The following is an 18,995-nucleotide window of genomic DNA, read 5'->3' as shown; positions in this document are numbered from 1 at the left end:
TATTTACACGTTTAATTGTAACGCTGTTAAAATGGACTGTCAAATGATGAGCTGTTTCTGATTATGTTTTCCAATGTTCAATGAAAAAAGACAAGGGCGGCACATGCCGAACCCTTGTCTTTTTCGTTTAGTGTATGCTCATACCAGACGAGCGTCTTTATTAATAATCGCAATCTTTATCTCTGCATTCTTTCTTTATTACAGCGTCTATTGAGTGCCCCATGATCTTGTCATTTGCCTTATCGTAAATACCATCGAATTTATTCGATGTATCACCGTTGTAATAGCCAAATACCTCTATCCCGCCCATTGGATCTATTTCGTATTTATCTTTAAATGTAACGTTATGTATGCCTTCATAATTCGCTTTGATAAATTTCTCCATTCGTTCTTGAGCAATCTTTATCTCTTCAGCCTGAACATTTTTATCATTCATACTCTTCATTATAAAGCCTCCGGCTGCTATAAAAATAACTATGAAGATAATAATGTATTTTTTCACAGAATCATCCCTCCCATGAGTTATGATGAAGCTCGCGGACTGGAAAAAATGGTCGGTGACATCCGGTGCATTTAGGCGTCTTAAGATTTTTCTTCAGTGTCCACAGAGGATCATATAAGCGGCATTCCAGAGTACTTCTTTATTCCAGCGTCTTTTTTAGTATTCACATTCTTTTTCCTGACACTCAGGTTTCTCTTCCGCATCGACTGACGAAACTCCTATTTCATCATTCGTTTTGTCATAAAGCCCGAAAAATTCTTTTTCCTTATTACCATTCAAGTACCCCTTCACGGAAATACCACCCATAGGATTTATTTTATAATCGTTAATGTATGTAATTTGCTTTATATTTTTGTAATTAGCTTTTATATAGCTTTTCATTTTATTTTTCGCTTGGATAAAAAGTTCTTGTTCTGCTTCTTTTTTATCATGTTGGTACTTCATGTAAATACCTCCTAATGCTATAATTATTACAGAGATTAGGATAATTATGTATTTCTTCATAAACTCATCCTTTCTTAGATTAATCTTACATCAACTCCGGGGTGTTGTACATGTCTAAAAACATCAATGTAACAAATATCAGTGACCGAGAATACTTTTATTTAAGCCAAGTATCTTATGATTATGAAACTCTTAAGAATCACTTAGAAACACAAAAGCCATTAAAATTTAAATCTTCCACCAGATGGTACGTCGATCAAATAAAATCGGACAACGATACCGGACTTGACGCGGTTGTTCTGTCACAAGCTGAAAAGAACAACGGTAACTGGACAAAATCAAAAAACCCTGAAAACGTGGTCGTCGCCTTTGCGGGAACCGATATCGGAAAAGACCCGATTAATGACGGCGTAAAAGCGGACGGCGGCAATATTGTTTTCGGAAATGATCCGAAAACAGAAGTACATTATATTGTGAAAAAAGACGCGGAGGATACCTCAAAAACACTCGGAAAATACAATGGAACGCCCTCTCAAGACGCCATGCTCACAACCGGAAAGTATAAGCTGATGACGAAAACATCGCAAATCGACCAAGCCGATCAGCTGGTACGGAGCGTAAAGAAAAAGTATGCCGGAACGTCAACGATTATTTCAACAACCGGCCATTCACTCGGCGGCGCTGAGGCCGAATACAGCGCGGTGAATAATGATGTGTATGCCGTCGCGTTTAACAGTCCTTCCGTCGTGAAGCTGCACGATGAAGAAACACAGAAAGAGATCAACAGCGGCATATATGATCCTTACATCCGGTCAATTATCAATCCGGACGACATGGTCGGGGCAGGTTATTGGAACGAATATGACCGCCACAACGGGACAACGATTTACACGAAAAACCCCTCTCTCTCACAGTTCAGCCGAAAGCAGCGGCTTGATGGGAAATTGAGCGAGCAGATCGGAAAAAATCTCGCTTATTTCTTCACTACCGTCATTCTGAGAAATCCGGATACACACGGCTTAAACGAAGCAAATTTCGTGTTCGACAGAAACGGAACTATCGCAAATCCGAACGGAGATGAATTAGTCTTTGATAAAAACCTCGGCGCTCTTCTGCCGGCCGGTGCAATCGGAAGCGCAGATACAATAAAAGTAACGCCGACAAACGCAAAGAAGCTGGCTGAAAAGGTGCAGGCTATGACTGAGGATTTGCGGACGATGAAAAAAGAAGCGCAAAACGCCTATCAAGAACACGATGAAAAAATCGCCGAGCTGAAAACGGAATTTTACGGCCAAGTCGGACACGGCTTGTATGATCAGCTTCAAGCACAGGACGTGACCAATACCATTGAAGATATTGCGCTATCTTACGATAAAGGCCCGATTTTTTATGACACTCAGGCTGAGCAGGCGTTTATTGATTCTTTGCAGGCAGCGATCACAGACCTTGAAGAGATCGGCGGATTCTTACATAAAATAGCAGACGAATTTCAGGAAAAAGACCAGATGCTCGCAAACTGGTTAAGATGATAGAGGTGGATACATAATGCCGACATTAGACGAACTTTTAGAACACAAGGACGATCCAATGAAGAAAATGCTGCAGCGGCAGATGCTGAAAACAGGAATAACGCAGGCAGCGGGGACAAAATTGGAGACAGTGCGCCGAACGCTGAAACCGACATTCGAAATGGATACGTTGAAAGATGAATTATATGAAGTGTATTCAGCACTATTGAACAGCTTTGAAGGCAAGGCGCAAAAAGCTCTCGCGCAGCGGATCAGTGAAAGTGCGCGGCTGATTGCCGGCACCGAACATAACAGAGACACATTCGTTAACAGTTTCAAAACAAGATAAAATAAAAAAACCTCACAGATTTAACATCTGCGAGGTTTTTCCTATCGTCTTAACTGAGACGCGCTCGGAGGGATTCGAACCCCCGACAGACGTGGTACCGGAAACCACCGCTCTATCCAACTGAGCTACGAGCGCACGTTTTTTCAATCAGATACCTTTATATTATAATAAAGAAACGCACAGAAAGCAACTCTTTTTTGATAATGCAACAACAGGATTATGCAGCTTCCTCATGCAGCATAATCCTGCATCGTATAACGGCATTGATTTTCACAAAAAAACCATTTCAGGCGGACTGCCCCCGGATCGGTACATTTCCAGCCACTTCAGAAAAAGCACATTTCAGCTTTTTTTCCAAATGTCCTTTAACGTCCAATAGGTGAATTCCTCAACCTTTACGGCGCCTTTCTCCGAAAACAGCTCAATCCCCAATCTGCCTTCATTCGGATAGATACGGCTTGTCATCGTTGTTTCTCCATGATTGGCGAATACTTCAATCGAGGATCTGTCAATAAAGATACGCAGCGCCAGCTTGCCGTTTGTATCCGTCTGCACCCTTCTCACACCGTCTTTCGCTTTCCCCATCTTGGTGCAATCAAGTGTCAGCTTTTTATCCGTCAGATTGTATGTCAGCACAAGTTCTTCTTCGTCAAGGCCGCGAATCTTAAAACCTGCCGTTTCGGCATCAGAATCGTTTATATCAAACACGACTCGGACTTCAAGCAGGTCTTCGGACGTCTTTGCCAAGTAACTCCCTGAAACCGATCGTCCGGCACATTCCCGATATTCCATTTTCCGCAGCTGCTTGGTTTCTTCCACGGGATTCATCAAAAGTTTATGATCATCACGCAAAGTCAGTTCTCGCGGCAAAGTCAGTGCACCGCACCATCCGTCCGCTTTTGTCGGCATCTCAGATTCCCACATATCCATCCACCCGATAGCAATTCTGCGTCCTTTATCATCTAATAATGTTTGCACGGCGTAAAAGTCATGGCCGTGATCCAGTTCTTTAAAAGCGCCGTGTGTAAATTTGTTTGTTTCATCATGATAGTCACCGATTAAATAACCGGTTTGATGTAAATTTTGATATGAATCACCGTCCGCCTCGATCCCCTGGGGCGAAATCAGCAGGACATGCTTGCCGCCTAATTCAAAGAAATCAGGACATTCCCACATATAGCCGAGATTACCGTCACTTTGGGCGAGAACCCCCGCGTATTCCCAATCACGCAAATCAGGTGAACGGTATAAAACGACCCGTCCGACGTTTTCTTTTGAGGAGTTGCCGATGACCATATACCAAACATCGCGATGCTTCCATACTTTCGGATCGCGGAAATGACGGGCGCTGTCTTCCGGCGGTTCCGCAATAACAGGGTTTTCCTGAAGCTTTTCAAACACGGTTCCATCTTGGCTGACAGCGATATTTTGAGTTTGATAGAATAGGTCTTTCTCTTGATCAATTATATTATGTCCTGTATAGATGAGGGCCAATCTTCCATGATCATCGACCGCGCTTCCCGAAAAACAGCCGCTTTGGTCGAATTCATCCCCCGGAGCTAAGGCAACCGGCAGGTGCTCCCAATGAATGAGATCTTTACTTTTTACATGTCCCCAATGCATCGGCCCCCAATGCTCATCATACGGATGATGCTGAAAAAAGACGTGGTATTCTCCTTTAAACTGAATAAGCCCGTTCGGATCATTGATCCAATTCGCCCGGGGCATAATATGGTACCCCAATCGATATCTTTGTTTCACTTTACCCTCGGCTTCCTTCAAAGCTTCTTCCGCCTGCTGAATTCTATCCATTTGTAACATCCTCTCTATCCGATTTTTTGCAGACGCTGGACACGCCTGCTGTTTTGTTTCGGGCCCAATAAAGTAAATATGGAGATGACGGTAAAACCGAAGACGACGATTCCCATGATGAGATAGGTTTGACGGAACCCCGCACTGTCATATAATCCTCCCGCAAGCGGCGACAGAATCGACGCGCCTGCCTGAGATGCGAATTGAAAACCGACGAGGTAAAGGACGGACGACAGACGCGTATCAAAATTGGCAGCCAAATATTTAAAAACGGCGATCAGCATAATCGGCAATTCCAGTGCGTGGATGAGTTTCATTGATGAAATGCCTACAGGCTCAACTGCAATTCCGGACCCGACGATGCGGAAAGCCATTAAAAACCCCGCTAAAATCAAACTGTTTTTCGCCCCGAACTTATTGACGATAAAAGGCGCAAGAAACATCATGCCGGCCTCCAAAAACACTTGGAATGAATTAAGATAGCCGAATACTTGGTTACCCGTCGACACTGAAGGAAACAAAGACGCATAGTAGATCGGGAACTGCTGATCATATACGCCGTAAATGCAAGTCACCCCGATAATGTACATCATAAAAAACCAGAAATCTCTTAGTAAAAAGAGCCGCCCCACATCTTTTAACCGGACCGAATCCGCTCTGTTTTTCTCATGATCGGTCATTTCAATTTTCACAGACATGATGATGACCGTTAATATGACGGCTGAAACAGACGCGATCCAGAAGTTGATATTGGGATTGATATTGAAAAGCTGCCCTGCAAAAAATGCAGCCGCCGCCCAGCCCAGCGAGCCCCACATTCTTGATTTTCCATACTCGAAATCATATTTACGGCTGACCTTTTCAATGTACGTTTCAATCGCGCCTATCCCCGCCAAAAAAGCGGCTCCCAAATATAAGCCTCCGACAACGGCGCCAAGAAAGACGTTGTATTGTAAAAGCGGCCCATAGACGAAGATATAAAACGGACCCGTGAATATGAGAAGACAGCTGATCATAAACAATATCTTTTTCTTCAGCCCCAATTTGTCAGAGATAAAACCGTAAAGAGGCTGCATGCACAGGGCAAATACGGCGTTTACAGAAAAAATAATGCCTGTCGCTGATCCGTTTAAATTGATTTCCTGCCCTAACCAAATCGCAAATAAAGAATAGCTGGAAGACCAAGTAAAAAAGAAAAAGAAGAAATAAGCACTCAGTTTCCAATACAGACTTTTTGAGCTTTTCATTTGCACCGCTCCTTTAATAGGACCTTTTAATAGCCGTTTTAGAGCCGCATACTTCCTTCTTCATTTTCATCACATACATGCGAGCTCTGAGTAAGCGCTTACTTTACACCGTTGCTCGATTCTTTCACTTTATTGCCGCCAGCCATCTCTCCATACCCGTCACTTCCCTTCACTCTGCGAATAAAGCGCTTTCAAAAAGAATTGTATGTCAACCGGTTCCATATGTCAATCGGTTGACATACAATTTTCTGATTATTTCAATCAAACCAAACACGCCCTCTTTATATGAAAACAGAAACATGGAATGTCCTTGCACATGTCAGCCTGATTCTCTAAAATAAGTGCGTGACGGAAATTGTAAGCCATTTCAGTAAGCAGGAGGGCACGGGAATGAAGCCTAACATTCATGATGTTGCGAAAATAGCGGGAGTTTCATCTACAACCGTTTCGCGGGTATTAAATAACCGCGGCTATATCAGCGAAAAAACAAAAGAAAAAGTGTACAAGGCGATGGAAGAAATCAATTACTTTCCAAACGATCTGGCCCGCTCTTTATTCCGAAAACGAACCAATTTAATAGGACTTATCATCCCAAACTCCAGCAATCCGTTTTTCGGCGAACTCGCCTTTCATATTGAAAGCATTTGTACGTCCATGGGCTACAAACTGCTGCTTTGCAACAGTTTACATCGAAAGGATAAGGAAGAAAAATATTTGGAGATGCTGATAAGAAACCAAGTGGACGGCGTGATCGCCGTGACTTACAACCGGGGAATTCTCAATGATCACAAGCAGAATCTGCCGATTGTCGCCATTGATCATTACTTATCGGACACGATTCCCGTCGTCGGCTCAGACAACTATGACGGCGGAAAAAAGGCGGCAGAACTGCTGATTGAAAAAGGGTGCCGGCACATCGTCCATATCAACGGCCCGATTGAACTCGAAACACCGGCAAACCTCAGAAGAAAAGCATACGAAGACGTCATGCATGAACACGGACGGAAGCCTATTACATATGAAGTACCCTTTTATCAGCATTACCATGACATTATTTCAACATTATTCGATGAACAGCCTGACACCGACGGAATTTTTGCCAGCGATGATATCATGGCGGCTGCCGTGATGACCGAGGCCAAAAAACGGGGAATAGACATCCCGAATCAATTAAAAGTGATCGGTTATGACGGCACTGAAACCGTTCAATCGGTTCTGCCGGACTTGGCAACCATCCAGCAGCCGATTGAATTGATTTCCAAAACAGCCATCGAGATTTTAGCAAAAGAAATTGAAGGCGAATTTGATGATTTGCCGCTGGAAACGTATTTGCCGGTACGGCTTTTGGAAGGGCGGACAACGTAGTCAGACCCTTCAGCCGTACGTAGCGACGCGATTGCGGTCTATTTTGAGCGCTCCGGCCATATCATTTTCTCAAGCGCCGGTGCTGATCATCCTCATTTCCACTTTGCTGTTTGAACTTTTTGTTTTATGGGAAAAATGGTGTTAGAAGAAAAGGTTGGCATTTTGGTCAGCGTTTTGTTTGACCTTTATTGACCAAAAATGTATCATGTAAATACATACTTACCTAAAAGGTGAAGGAGGAGCATTATGAATTTAATACCTACAGTCATTGAACAAACGAACCGCGGAGAAAGAGCTTATGACATTTACTCCCGTCTTTTGAAGGACCGTATTATCATGCTTGGATCTGCGATTGATGACAACGTTGCGAACTCCATCGTGTCACAGCTTTTATTCCTTGAAGCGGAAGACCCTGAAAAAGATATTTCCATTTACATTAACAGCCCTGGCGGATCAATCACTGCCGGTATGGCAATCTATGATACAATGCAGTTCATTAAACCGAAAGTATCCACGATCTGCATCGGTATGGCCGCTTCTATGGGAGCATTTTTACTTGCAGCCGGAGAAAAAGGCAAACGTTACGCGCTTCCTAACAGTGAAGTTATGATTCACCAGCCGCTTGGCGGAGCGCAAGGACAGGCGACAGAAATTGAAATCGCGGCAAAACGCATTCTCTTGCTTCGCGACAAATTAAACAAAGTGCTTGCTGAACGTACCGGCCAGCCGCTTGAAGTCATTGAGCGCGATACAGACCGCGACAACTTCAAATCAGCTGATGAAGCCTTAGAATACGGCTTAATCGATAAAGTGCTGACACGCAATACAGAAGACCAGAAGTAATGCCCAAAAAACCTGCAAGAGATGATGTCTCTTGCAGGTTTTTTTCACTCTCTGATGCTTTTTAAAACCTTTCCCCTATACTGCTTCCATTCTTCCTTCAACAGCTCAAACGACAATTCACCGGTTTGCCTCACAACCAGATCAGCACCAAGCATCGACTGTTCACGCCCGACACCGACCGCGAACATCCCGGCAGATTTGATTGCAGATATTCCTGCTTCAGCATCTTCTATTGCCGCGCAATCAGCCGTGGAAACACCGAGCAGCGCTGCAGCTGTTAAAAAGATTTCGGGATCAGGCTTCCCCTTCGCAAGAGCCGCCGGGTCAACAATGGCTTGAAAATCATCGATAACCGCCAAACGTTTTAAGATCGCGCGGGCATTGCGGCTTGAAGATGCTAACCCGATTTTTATATGTTCATTTTTTAATTCACAAAGAAGCCTGCCGATTCCCGGCAAGAGATCTTCCGGCGTCAATCTGCTGATCAACGTTTGATAATATTGGTTTTTTTGATGCAGCAGTTCTTGTTTCTCCGCATGTGTAAACCTTTTTTCCGCTCCGCCAAAGATCAGTATGCTTTCCAGTGACTCTTCCCGGCTGATTCCTTTCAGGCCTTCATTCACATTCCTGTCAAAGGGAATATCAATTTGTTCTGCGATGTGCTTCCAAGCGAGAAAATGATATTCAGCCGTATCTGTTATCACTCCGTCTAAATCAAAAATAACCGCTTTCATATGCTGATGCCCATCACAGCTTCATAAGGTTTGAGGCTGATGCGCTTCAAGTCAGCCGGCTCCTGCGGATAGTTCGAAATAAGCACTTTCCAGCGCTCATGGATCAGTTCCGGAGGCGCTTCGAACTGGGCCTTGTCTTCCGACAAATTCACAACGACGAGAAGCTTTTTCCCTTGATATTTACGGATATAACAATAGATTTGCGGATCATCTTCCAGCAGCAGCTGATAATCTCCATATATCATGACCTTATATTGCTTTCGTAATTGAATGAGCTTCTGATAGTAATAGAAAATTGAATCTTGATCTTCCAAGGATTCTTTCACATTGATTTCTTGGTAGCGGGAATTGACCGCTAACCAAGGGTCTCCAGCTGTGAATCCGGCATGTTTTCCTGCATCCCATTGCATCGGCGTCCTCGCGTGATCTCTTCCTTTTATCATCACGGCTTTGACAAACTCTTTTTCTGTCATCGTCTTGTTTTCGATGACTAGTTCACGGTATGCATTTTTTATTTCAAGATCGTCATACATCTCCAGCGGCATATCACTGTTGACCATGCCGATTTCTTCTCCCTGGTAAATAAACGGTGTGCCTTTCATCCCGTGGAGAACCGTTGCGAATGCTTTCGCACACTGTTTTCGCAGCTCACCGTCATTGCCCCAGCGGGAAATCACCCGCGGCTGATCGTGGTTCTCAAAATACAAGGTATTCCAGCCGCTATTCATCAACCCGGTCTGCCACCTTGTCATCGTTTGTTTTAAAGCAATCACATCAAACGGCTTGATCTGCCATTTCCCATTTGGCGAGTTTTGTTCTGTATCGATATCCATATGTTCAAATGTAAAGATCATATTCAGCTCTTGCCTGCCTGCATCCGTATATTTTTTCGCCTCTTCAATATCAGAACCGTTTGCCTCTCCGACTGTCATGCAGTCGTAATGAGAAAGCACTTCCCTGTTCATCTCTTGAATAAATTCATGCAGGCGGGGGCCGTTAGAGTGGTAACGGCCGACGATATGGGGGCGGCTGTTATCTGTTTCATAGTCCGGAAAATCGGTATGTTTGGAAATGGAGCCGATCACATCCATCCGCCAGCCGTCAACGCCTTTATCCATCCAGAACTTCATCAGATCATACACTTCCCGGCGAACGGCTTCATTTTCCCAATTTAAATCAGGCTGTTTTTTCGAAAAGTAGTGCAAATAATACTGTCCTGTCCCTTCATCGAACGTCCACGCCGAGCCTGAAAAAATCGATCCCCAATTATTCGGCTCAGAACCGTCCGATTTCGGGTCTTTCCAAAAATAATAATCCCGGTAAGGATTGTCCTTCGACTTGCGGCTTTCAGCAAACCAGGCATGTTCATCCGACGTGTGGTTCACGACCAGATCCATGATGATTTTCATTCCGCGCTGATGCACTTCATCAATTAACTGAAACATATCTTCATTTGTTCCGAATTTTTCGTACATGTTTCTGTAGTCACTGATGTCATAGCCGTTGTCATCCTGCGGAGAATCAAACACGGGCGACAGCCAGATCACATCCGCGCCAAGTCCTTTGATATAATCAAGCTTTTTGATAATGCCTTGTAAATCCCCAAATCCATCTCCATTGGAATCATAAAAACTGCGCGGGTAAATTTGATACACGACAGCTTCTTTCCACCATTCACTCATCAGGCATTCTCCTTTCACATCGTTCATTCAGCACCATTGGTTCTCCATAAACTGTGATGGACACCGGTTCGCCTTTGACAAGCTCAAAAATGGCGCGCCTTTCTTCGACCGTCACCTTGATCAAGCGGTTTCGATAATTGATATGGAACGAGTAACCGTCCCATTCATTCGGCAAAAATGGGGTGAATGAGAGCGTTCCTTTTAAAGTACGCATGCCGGCAAACCCTTGGACGATCGCCAGCCAGCTTCCCGTCATTGAAGTAATGTGAAGGCCTTCCTCCGTATCGCGATTGTAATTGTCGAGATCAAGCCTTGCTGTACGCTTATATAATTCAAGCGCCTTCTTTTCCATCCTCAATTCGGCAGCGAGCACCGCGTGAATGGAGGGCGATAGGCTTGATTCATGAACCGTCATCGGTTCATAAAATTCATAGTTGCGGCGTTTTTCGTCTATAGAGAAACGGTCAGGAAATAAATAAATGCCTTGCAGCACATCGGCTTGTTTAATAAAGCTGGAGCGGAGGATTTTGTCCCATGACCAATTTTGATAAAGAGGCCGTTCAGCTGGATCTAATTCGTCAACTGATTGCAGGTCTTTGTCCAAAAATGTGTCATGCTGAACGAAAATTTGCAGTTCTTCACTATACGGATAGTACATGTGCCGGATGATTTCTCTCCAGACTTTCAATTCTTCTTCCTGCACATCCAGAAGGCGGCGTTTCTCCGCTGAGATCCTTTCGAGACTTTGCAGAGTATAATCCAACGTCCAAGCCGCAATGACATTCGTATACCAATTGTTGTTAACGTTGTTTTCGTATTCATTCGGCCCTGTGACGCCGTGGATCATATACTTATTTTTTCGTTTCGAAAAGTGAACGCGGCCGGCCCAGAATCTGCTGACTGCCACAAGAACGTCTATCCCATATTCCTCCATATAGGCGCGATCACCTGTATATTGGACATAATTGCAGATCGCATAGCAAATCGCGCCGTTGCGGTGAATTTCTTCAAACGTAATCTCCCACTCATTGTGGCATTCATCTCCGGTAAACGTCACCATCGGATAAAGCGCCCCCTTCATCCCCAGCTTGGCGGCGTTCCGTTTGGCAGCCTCCAAATGATGATAGCGGTACAAAAGCAGGTTTTTCGTGACTTCCGGCTCGGCTGTCGCCAAATACATCGGAACGGCATACGCCTCGGTATCCCAATAGGCGGCACCGCCGTATTTTTCGCCTGTAAATCCTTTCGGTCCGATGTTCAAACGGGCATCTGCCCCGTAGTATGTCGAGAATAACTGAAAGATATTGTAGCGGATGCCTTGCTGAAGTTCCTTATCTCCCTTTATCTCTATATCCGCTTTTGCCCATCTTTCCTTCCACTTGGCAATATGCTGCTGTCTCGCTTCTTCATAACCTTGCTTAAGAATAGCCGCCAAAAGCTCCTCCCCTTTCGAAGTAAGCTCTGCTTCTTGAACATCGCGTGAAGTCGTGACAACAATAAACTTCTTCAATGAAGCTTTGTTTTGGTAGCTGAAGCGATTTTCAGCATACATGCCGGAAGTTTGAAAGCTTTGACTGACATAGCCTTCTGTCAAATTTTCCATTAAGGCTGAGACAGTGAAACGCGGCGTTCCGAACGGATTGTCGAGCGTTTTTGCCGTTATATGCCCGCGGCGGTAATCCGCTCCTGTCTCTTTTTCCTGCCAAAACCGCTCTTGATAGTTTGAATCTTCGTTTACAACATTGCCATCAAGATAAGGAACAAGCGTAATAACGGCGTCCCCTGTCAGACACTCCGCTTCATAATGAATCGCACATAGCTCTTTTACGGCCAGGCTGAGAAATCGTTCTGATTTGATTCGCACGGTTTTATCCTGAATACGGACAACAGCGCTCCTCCTCAGAATTCCTTCTTTCATATGAAGCTCTAACTCAAATGATTCGAGTCGGTTTTGATAGAGATCGACTTTTTCACCGTCAACATACACATCTATACCAATAAAATTCATCGCATTGATCACTTTTCCGAAATAGTCCGGATACCCGTTTTTCCACCAGCCTACCCGCGTTTTGTCAGGGAACCACACGCCCGCAATATATGTGCCTTGATGGCTGCCGCCTGAATACCCCTCTTCAAAATTCCCCCTGATGCCCATATAGCCGTTGGCAAGAGAAGTCAGGCTTTCCTGCAGCCGTATATACTCTTTTTGAAATGTATTGGTTTTGATTTTCCATTCATCAATCTCAAACAACCGCTGATTTATCATGTCTTCCTCCCGAATGAACATTTTCATTATGACGGCGGGTTTTGGCCATATATCTGAATAAAAAAGCAATCATCAACGTGACGCCGCATGTATGAACCATTAATACAGTAATCAAATCAAAGCGGATCAGCCCGATAGCAGCTGCCGCGAATGCAGGCAGAGCCGATGCGCATATCGCTGCAGAAGCTGCTTCCTTACATGACGCGATATCGATCATTTTTGATAATTTTGCCATCCAGATGCCTCCCGCAAGCACAGCTGTAAAAAATAGCTGGATCAAAAAAATCACTGCGCACCCCAGCATCATGATCATCGGCTTATACTGTGCCAGCCACAATTGACCGATAACAGCCTCCGTCTCATATACGCCCGGGTCCGTAAGACTGGCGTCCGCTTTCCCATAGCGAACTGAAAACCCCATTCCGTTTTGGTCGGTAATAATCAGCCGGTCAGGCTGGAATATGACCGCGTTGTCATATCCTTTTACACGCAAACGCCCATTTTCACCGTTTGGTTTCCATTCATGCTCCATATCGACTGCCATCAGATGGTTGCCCTCTTCAATTTGATCAAAACGCTGTCCGCCTGTCAGTTTTCCGTTCCTGATTTGAATACCGTTTAATTGTTCGGCAAAACGATCATTCACTGCAGAAAGCGCCACAGGCATAACCAATTTGAGGCTGAAGCGGTCCATTTTCAAAAACGACATCGTAAACGGCGCCATAAGGCAGGACGTCAAAAACATAAAGAGAAAGGAAAGCTGAAGCCAGCTGAATGTTTTCCCGTAACGGCAAATACCTGACGGAGACACCGATGCTTTAAGACTGCGGATCATAAAGCTTTCATTTTGCACATTCTTCATTGAACTACCCCTTTGTTCCGCCCGCCGCCAGCCCGGATACAAAGTTCTTTTGGAGAAAAAAGAACAAGATGCATATCGGCAGTGCGGCAAGTATAGCTCCCGCCGCAAACAGGGCGACTTTTTGCTGCTGCGGATTTGAAATGAACGACTGCAACCCTACTGCAATGGTCAGCCTTTCCGGCGAGCGAAGCAAAAACTTCGCCAGCAAATAGTCCCCGAACGGCGCCATAAACGCCCAAAGCGCTTGAACGGCAAGCATCGGCTTCACAAGCGGCAGCACAATGGAGGCAAATATCCTGAAATGCCCCGCTCCATCCATCCGCGCAGCCTCATCAATTTCTCTCGGAACTGTATCAAAATAACCTTTCATCAGCCACGTGTTCATCGGAATTCCGCCGCCGATATAGATCGCTGTCAAAAACCAGTATTGATCAAGAGCGCCTATCAGCATGGCCAATACATAAAAAGCAGTCAGCGCTGCCATTGTGGGCACCATTTGAATGATTAAAAAGAAGACAAGACTCTTTTTTCGCCCCGCAAACCGATAGCGGCTGTACGTATACCCGGCAAGCGTTACAATCGTGACCTGCAATACCATGACTGACAGCGCGATAACCAGCGTATTGCTGTACCAATGAAGATAGAGCGTCTCTTCAAACAGCCGCTTAAAATGATCAAAAGTCCAGGGACCTGAGAAATCGAGCTGAAAAGCCGTCACATTTCCCGCACGGAAAGCGGAAGAGGCCGTAATCAGCAGCGGATATAAAATGACAATGCTTAAAATCAGCAAAAACAAATAGGTGCAGATTTTCGTAAGCATTCCGGCCGTTCTGGAACCCATCTACATCACCTCCTCATTGCCGAAAGCATTTGACTTTTTAAAAGCAATCAGGGATATTCCAATGACGACGAAAGAAATTAACAATGTCACGGCCGCTGCCACAGCATATTGCGGAGAAGTGCCGGTTGTCAGTTTATAGATCCAGGAAATTAAAATATCGGTCGACCCGGCACCGGCTCCCGCGCTTCCCGGACCGCCTTCATTAAACAAATAGATGATCGAAAAATTATTAAAGTTAAATGTGTACTGTGTAATCATCACCGGTGCCGTCGCAAATAAAATCATCGGTAATGTAATATTGCGAAAACGCTGCATAAAAGAAGCTCCGTCAATCTTTGCGGCTTCATACAATTCACCCGGAATCGACTGCAAGACCCCCGTTACCATGACATAAATATAAGGAAAGCCAAGCCAGGTCTGAATCATAATCAGAGCGGTCTTCGTCCAGAAAGCATCAGTCTTCCACGCGATCGCCGGCAGTTCCACAAACGGCAGGTGGTTAATTAATGGGATCACCTGCGTGTTCATCGCCCCAATACTGTCATTAAAAATATTGGAAAAGCTCATAATTGTGATAAAGGCCGGAACAGCCCATGGAAATAAGAAAATCATTCGGAATATCCGTCTGCCTTTAATAAAATCTTGATTCACAAAAAGTGCCGTCACGATCCCCAAAATGATTTGCAGCGTTGTTGCACAGATTGTCCATATCATGGTCCAGCCCAGTACATTCACAAATGTTTCCCGGTAGGAACCGACAAAAAAGATATTCAAGAAATTTTTAAAGCCGACCCAGTCAATCAGACTGTTAGGCGGTATATGATAAAAATCATAGTTTGTTAAGGCAACAAACAGAGTCACCAGAACAGGAAAAATAATCACAAACACCATCATGAGATATGCCGGCAGTGTAAATAAATAAGGAAACCCTTTATCTCCCGCATGGCGGATGATATCCTTGGCCGCTGTATTCACCTTCAAACCCGCCGCTTTCATAGTGGCGGTATGACGGAAATCATAAACTGAAAAGATATAGAACATGAGAAAAATCAACGTTAAGATCAATTGCAGCGTGCCTTCAATCAGCATAAATAATGAGTGATCTTCACCGGGAACACTTCCCAAGGTAACCAATCCGGTCAGCGCCTCAATACCGAAAACGCATAATTCAACAGCAAACAAACTCGTAATGACCAGAAATAAGATCCCCTTTGATATCTGCTGATTCGCGATCTGTCCAATTCCCGGAATGATCGATAAAAACCATGACGCCTTCCGTTTTTGGTGTAAAAGTGTATCATCTTTATTCATTTTTCGCCCTCTATTCTTACGGACACTTCCCCTCCGATTTTATTTCACATACTTTTCTCTGATGTTTTCTTTTATGACGTTTACCGCATCATCCGCCGATTTTTTTGCTGTTTTTTTCCCCGAAGCCGCATCAAACATTAAACTTTCAGCGCCGGTCCATACCTCGGCCATTTCAGGAATATTCGGCGCAGGTGCCGCTGACTCATATTGTTTAATAACAGCTGACGCCAGCTCATTTTTTTGCTCTCCCGCTTTCTTCCTTGCGGCTGTGTTGGCCGGAACTTCATTTGTCTTCTCATAAAAGGCGTAAGCATTGGCATCATTTGTTGCATACTCAAGCCATTTTTCAGCCAGCTCGGGTTCCTTTGTATATTTTGAAGCAACCCAGCCTTTGCCGCCCGCAAACGGAGCATATTCTTTTCCGTTTGGCAATGTCGGAATAGGAGCGGCGCCATAGTTCAGGCCGGCCTCTTGAAAATTGGCAGCCGACCAAGGCCCGCCGATGATTGCAGCCGCTTTCTTATCCAAAAACATTTGCTGAATAAAATCGTCTGCGCTTGAGTTATCCTGCATGCCTTTTGGCCAATACGTTTTAAACCATTTCTCCGCATATTTCACCGCTTCTGCAGCCCCTTTATTGTTCAGGCCGATATCCCCGGGATCTGTGCCGTTTTTCCCGAATACATATCCGCCGTAACCGGACAGCAAACCGTACGACATATAAAAGTCAGTCCACTTTGCCAAAAATCCCGTTGACTTTCCTTTTTCAGAAGCAAATGAAAACCGGGGATCCTCTGTTAATGTTTCAAGGTCTTTAAATGTTGCCGGCGCTTTTTTTATAAGATCTTTGTTGTAATACAGAACAAGCGTCTCAATCACCAGCGGCATTCCATACACCTTTCCGTTAACCGTTACCTGCTGCATCTCTTTATCTCCAAAGCTTTTTGTATCAGCAGGTTTTAGATCAAGCAAATGGCCTTGCTGCGCCAAACTGCCGATCCGGTCATATGCGGCAAGCATAACGTCAGGCGCATTGCCGGCCGGGCCGTCCAAAGGAAGCGCCTCCAGCTGATCGAACATTTGCTTTTCTGCAATGTTGATTGTGACGTGATTCTCTTTTTCAAACTCTCCTTTAATGCTTTCAATATATTTTTTATAGGTTTCTTCAACGGACACGGTCAGTACCTTTTTGCCGTCAGCGCCGGCCGATTCCTTTGAATTTGAACAGGCGCCGAGACAGAATGCCAAAACTGATGCCGTCAATAAAGCCAATCCCTTTTTGACGAACCCCGCCATATCTTTTCCCCCTTTTATTATGAATCTATTACAATTCTACTCTGTTAGAGAAAGCGGTTTCAAAGCCTTTCAGCCTGTTACCGATAACAGAATTCAGACAGGGGCGTCAGCGCTCAAAATCAAAAATTCTCCCGGCTGAACAGCAATAGCGGCATCATGTTGAAGGATCTGATCCGTCCACGCATCGTAAACTTTTCTGCTTCTCTCCATATTAAAATCTTGCAAACGGACATCCCAGGCCAGGTTCCCCTGATTAAAATAGAAAATCAATTGCCTGCCATTGAAAACCCTCGAAAAACTGATACAATCGTTTTGATCATCAAGCAGATGCCACTCAAGACTTCCGTACGTCAATAAAGCGTTTTCTTTTTTGCGTAAGGTGATTAAGCGTTTCATAAAGCTGAGCATTTCCCGGTTTTGCTTTTCCTTTTCCCAAACCATACACTTCCGGCATAATGGATCTCTCCCGCCGTCCAGACCGATTTCCGTTCCGTAGTAGATGCAGGGCGCTCCTGTCTGGGCAAACATAAAGGCCAGCAGAGCGCGGGCTGTTTTCTCATCATTTCCGCACCTTGTCAGAAGACGTTCTGTATCATGGCTGTCCAGTAAATTAAACATCACCTCGTTGGCCTGCCGCATCCCATTCATCAAGTGCGCGTTTAATCGATAGGCCATGGATGAAGCAGAAATCTCCCGGTCAGCAAAATAAGCAATCATCGGCTCTGTGAAAGGATAATTCATCACAGCGTGAAACTCATCTCCTCTGAGCCAAGGTTCGGAGGAATGCCATATCTCTCCCAAAATATAAAGATCGGGCTTCTCGGCCGTTACAGCCTGCCTGAATGCCTTCCAAAAAGCGTGATCCACTTCATTTGCCACATCTAAACGCCAGCCGTCAATGTCAAATTCACGAATCCAGTACAAAGCAATCTCAAACAAATACCTCTGTACTTCCGGATTAGCCGTATTCAGCTTCGGCATATCAGGCGTAAACGCAAACCTGTCATAATTGTCTTCTTTCACAGGAAAAGAGTGAATATGGAACCAGTCTTTGTAGCGGGACCGGGCCCCGTGTTTTACAACATCCTGCCATTGCGGAGAAGCGCTGCCTATATGATTAAAAACAGCATCAAGCATAATTTTCATTCCCCGCTCATGAAGCCGGCTGACCAATGTCCGGAAAAGCTCCCGATCCCCAAAATGCGGATCGATGGAATAGTAATCCAGCGTGTCATATTTATGGTTGGATGGAGAGGAGAAGATCGGAGTTAAATAAATTCCGTTCACCCCTAATTCTTCTAAATAATCGAGCTTGTCGATAATCCCCTGCAAATCTCCGCCAAAAAAATCATTAACGTCCGGGTCCTTGCTCCCCCAAGGCAGTGCAGCTTCCGGTGACAGGTCTTCTCTTCCATTCGCAAAACGTTCCGGAAAAATTTGATACCAAACCGTTGATTTCGCCCATTCAGGCGCTTGAAATGTATCCGCCTCATGAACAAACGGAAGCTTAAAATAATAATGAATCGTTTCCAGCGTTTTTTTATTTACAGGACAGACCCCTGACGCTCCGAAAAAGATGTTTTCATGCTGGTCTGAGACAATAAATGCATATTGCAAACGCCTGAATGGCGGTGACACTTCAGCAAACCAATAATCATGGTTTTGGGTTGCGGCTGTTTTTCTCATTGGCTGCTCGGCTGCCGACCACCTGCCGCCGCTGTATTCATAAGGATCGCCCCAAACCAATCGAATCTGATCAGCATCACCTTTTTTCGTCCGGATTTTGATATGCACCGTCCGCCCGTCATAAGAATAAGCATCAGCACTGAACGGCTGATGATGTATTGCGGCATATTCCATCATGTTTCCCCCTTTTTTATAGGCTGGCTTATGCTTTGAAGGTAGCATGATGAAATCGGGAGAAGCAATCGTT

General features: G+C 44.8%; 16 protein-coding genes and 1 tRNA gene. 4 read left to right on the top strand and 13 right to left on the bottom strand.

Annotated elements, in window-relative coordinates; all coding sequences use genetic code 11:
• Positions 1-160 precede the first annotated feature (160 nt).
• Positions 161-445: a DUF1433 domain-containing protein gene (locus OVA33_RS07785; RefSeq protein ID WP_050556579.1), complete on the bottom strand. Its 285-nt coding sequence runs from the start codon at positions 443-445 to the stop codon at positions 161-163.
• 213 nt (positions 446-658) lie between these two features.
• Positions 659-946 (bottom strand): DUF1433 domain-containing protein, encoded by a 288-nt coding sequence (locus tag OVA33_RS07780; RefSeq protein ID WP_017418857.1) that lies wholly within the window; start codon positions 944-946, stop codon positions 659-661.
• Between the two features lie 110 nt (positions 947-1,056).
• Between OVA33_RS07780 and OVA33_RS07775 the strand changes: the two genes are divergently transcribed.
• Both OVA33_RS07775 and OVA33_RS07770 read left to right on the top strand, forming a co-directional pair.
• Positions 1,057-2,475 carry a lipase gene (locus tag OVA33_RS07775; protein ID WP_128974122.1) on the top strand — a complete coding sequence of 473 codons (1,419 nt, stop codon included), beginning with the start codon at positions 1,057-1,059 and terminating at the stop codon, positions 2,473-2,475.
• 16 nt (positions 2,476-2,491) lie between these two features.
• Positions 2,492-2,803 (top strand): hypothetical protein, encoded by a 312-nt coding sequence (locus OVA33_RS07770; RefSeq protein WP_128974123.1) that lies wholly within the window; start codon positions 2,492-2,494, stop codon positions 2,801-2,803.
• Positions 2,804-2,862: 59 nt separating this feature from the next.
• Here the strand turns inward: OVA33_RS07770 and OVA33_RS07765 are convergent.
• From OVA33_RS07765 to OVA33_RS07755, 3 genes are all read right to left on the bottom strand, one after another.
• Positions 2,863-2,938, bottom strand: a tRNA-Arg gene (locus OVA33_RS07765).
• A gap of 207 nt (positions 2,939-3,145) precedes the next feature.
• On the bottom strand, positions 3,146-4,615 hold the full coding sequence (locus tag OVA33_RS07760; protein ID WP_014418948.1) for a glycoside hydrolase family 32 protein: 1,470 nt from the start codon (positions 4,613-4,615) through the stop codon (positions 3,146-3,148).
• 14 nt (positions 4,616-4,629) lie between these two features.
• Positions 4,630-5,862 (bottom strand): MFS transporter, encoded by a 1,233-nt coding sequence (locus OVA33_RS07755; protein ID WP_115941078.1) that lies wholly within the window; start codon positions 5,860-5,862, stop codon positions 4,630-4,632.
• A gap of 390 nt (positions 5,863-6,252) precedes the next feature.
• Between OVA33_RS07755 and OVA33_RS07750 the strand changes: the two genes are divergently transcribed.
• Together OVA33_RS07750 and clpP are read left to right on the top strand one after the other, a co-directional pair.
• On the top strand, positions 6,253-7,227 hold the full coding sequence (locus tag OVA33_RS07750; RefSeq protein ID WP_015418285.1) for a LacI family DNA-binding transcriptional regulator: 975 nt from the start codon (positions 6,253-6,255) through the stop codon (positions 7,225-7,227).
• Positions 7,228-7,473: 246 nt separating this feature from the next.
• Positions 7,474-8,070: an ATP-dependent Clp endopeptidase proteolytic subunit ClpP gene (gene clpP / locus OVA33_RS07745; RefSeq protein WP_003151513.1), complete on the top strand. Its 597-nt coding sequence runs from the start codon at positions 7,474-7,476 to the stop codon at positions 8,068-8,070.
• 44 nt (positions 8,071-8,114) lie between these two features.
• Here clpP and pgmB read toward each other — a convergent pair whose 3' ends face one another.
• The 8 genes from pgmB to OVA33_RS07705 form a co-directional block, all read right to left on the bottom strand.
• Positions 8,115-8,804, bottom strand: coding sequence for a beta-phosphoglucomutase (gene pgmB / locus OVA33_RS07740; RefSeq protein ID WP_025649318.1), 690 nt, complete (start codon positions 8,802-8,804; stop codon positions 8,115-8,117).
• Positions 8,801-10,486: a glycoside hydrolase family 13 protein gene (locus OVA33_RS07735; protein WP_128974124.1), complete on the bottom strand. Its 1,686-nt coding sequence runs from the start codon at positions 10,484-10,486 to the stop codon at positions 8,801-8,803. Before OVA33_RS07735 ends, pgmB begins: the two co-directional genes overlap by 4 nt.
• Complete coding sequence (locus OVA33_RS07730; protein WP_025649320.1) at positions 10,479-12,752, bottom strand: glycoside hydrolase family 65 protein; 2,274 nt, start codon at positions 12,750-12,752, stop codon at positions 10,479-10,481. The genes OVA33_RS07735 and OVA33_RS07730 overlap by 8 nt, the downstream gene beginning before the upstream one ends.
• Positions 12,730-13,614 (bottom strand): DUF1189 family protein, encoded by an 885-nt coding sequence (locus OVA33_RS07725; RefSeq protein WP_128974125.1) that lies wholly within the window; start codon positions 13,612-13,614, stop codon positions 12,730-12,732. The genes OVA33_RS07730 and OVA33_RS07725 overlap by 23 nt, the downstream gene beginning before the upstream one ends.
• A 4-nt stretch (positions 13,615-13,618) precedes the next feature.
• A complete protein-coding gene (locus tag OVA33_RS07720) occupies positions 13,619-14,455 on the bottom strand; it encodes a sugar ABC transporter permease (protein ID WP_022553840.1) in 837 nt (278 codons plus the stop codon).
• Positions 14,456-15,766 carry a carbohydrate ABC transporter permease gene (locus OVA33_RS07715; protein ID WP_025649323.1) on the bottom strand — a complete coding sequence of 437 codons (1,311 nt, stop codon included), beginning with the start codon at positions 15,764-15,766 and terminating at the stop codon, positions 14,456-14,458.
• A gap of 39 nt (positions 15,767-15,805) precedes the next feature.
• Complete coding sequence (locus tag OVA33_RS07710; RefSeq protein ID WP_025649324.1) at positions 15,806-17,062, bottom strand: extracellular solute-binding protein; 1,257 nt, start codon at positions 17,060-17,062, stop codon at positions 15,806-15,808.
• 93 nt (positions 17,063-17,155) lie between these two features.
• Positions 17,156-18,925: a glycoside hydrolase family 13 protein gene (locus OVA33_RS07705; protein WP_032865383.1), complete on the bottom strand. Its 1,770-nt coding sequence runs from the start codon at positions 18,923-18,925 to the stop codon at positions 17,156-17,158.
• Positions 18,926-18,995: the final 70 nt, after the last annotated feature.

Origin of the sequence: Bacillus sp. KICET-1, from assembly GCF_027721405.1 — a bacterium.
Lineage (GTDB): Bacteria > Bacillota > Bacilli > Bacillales > Bacillaceae > Bacillus > Bacillus velezensis.
Note: the sequence above shows the minus strand (reverse complement) of the source record. Positions and strands in the feature narration are given on the sequence as shown.

What these genes read in the sequence shown, in the direction of transcription:
- OVA33_RS07785 (WP_050556579.1), bottom strand. Translation starts at nt 445, where the DNA reads ATGAAGAGTATGAATGATAAAAATGTTCAGGCTGAAGAGATAAAGATT.
- OVA33_RS07780 (WP_017418857.1), bottom strand. Translation starts at nt 946, where the DNA reads ATGAAGTACCAACATGATAAAAAAGAAGCAGAACAAGAACTTTTTATC.
- OVA33_RS07775 (WP_128974122.1), top strand. Translation starts at nt 1,057, where the DNA reads ATGTCTAAAAACATCAATGTAACAAATATCAGTGACCGAGAATACTTT.
- OVA33_RS07770 (WP_128974123.1), top strand. Translation starts at nt 2,492, where the DNA reads ATGCCGACATTAGACGAACTTTTAGAACACAAGGACGATCCAATGAAG.
- OVA33_RS07760 (WP_014418948.1), bottom strand. Translation starts at nt 4,615, where the DNA reads ATGGATAGAATTCAGCAGGCGGAAGAAGCTTTGAAGGAAGCCGAGGGT.
- OVA33_RS07755 (WP_115941078.1), bottom strand. Translation starts at nt 5,862, where the DNA reads ATGAAAAGCTCAAAAAGTCTGTATTGGAAACTGAGTGCTTATTTCTTC.
- OVA33_RS07750 (WP_015418285.1), top strand. Translation starts at nt 6,253, where the DNA reads ATGAAGCCTAACATTCATGATGTTGCGAAAATAGCGGGAGTTTCATCT.
- clpP (WP_003151513.1), top strand. Translation starts at nt 7,474, where the DNA reads ATGAATTTAATACCTACAGTCATTGAACAAACGAACCGCGGAGAAAGA.
- pgmB (WP_025649318.1), bottom strand. Translation starts at nt 8,804, where the DNA reads ATGAAAGCGGTTATTTTTGATTTAGACGGAGTGATAACAGATACGGCT.
- OVA33_RS07735 (WP_128974124.1), bottom strand. Translation starts at nt 10,486, where the DNA reads ATGAGTGAATGGTGGAAAGAAGCTGTCGTGTATCAAATTTACCCGCGC.
- OVA33_RS07730 (WP_025649320.1), bottom strand. Translation starts at nt 12,752, where the DNA reads ATGATAAATCAGCGGTTGTTTGAGATTGATGAATGGAAAATCAAAACC.
- OVA33_RS07725 (WP_128974125.1), bottom strand. Translation starts at nt 13,614, where the DNA reads ATGAAGAATGTGCAAAATGAAAGCTTTATGATCCGCAGTCTTAAAGCA.
- OVA33_RS07720 (WP_022553840.1), bottom strand. Translation starts at nt 14,455, where the DNA reads ATGGGTTCCAGAACGGCCGGAATGCTTACGAAAATCTGCACCTATTTG.
- OVA33_RS07715 (WP_025649323.1), bottom strand. Translation starts at nt 15,766, where the DNA reads ATGAATAAAGATGATACACTTTTACACCAAAAACGGAAGGCGTCATGG.
- OVA33_RS07710 (WP_025649324.1), bottom strand. Translation starts at nt 17,062, where the DNA reads ATGGCGGGGTTCGTCAAAAAGGGATTGGCTTTATTGACGGCATCAGTT.
- OVA33_RS07705 (WP_032865383.1), bottom strand. Translation starts at nt 18,925, where the DNA reads ATGATGGAATATGCCGCAATACATCATCAGCCGTTCAGTGCTGATGCT.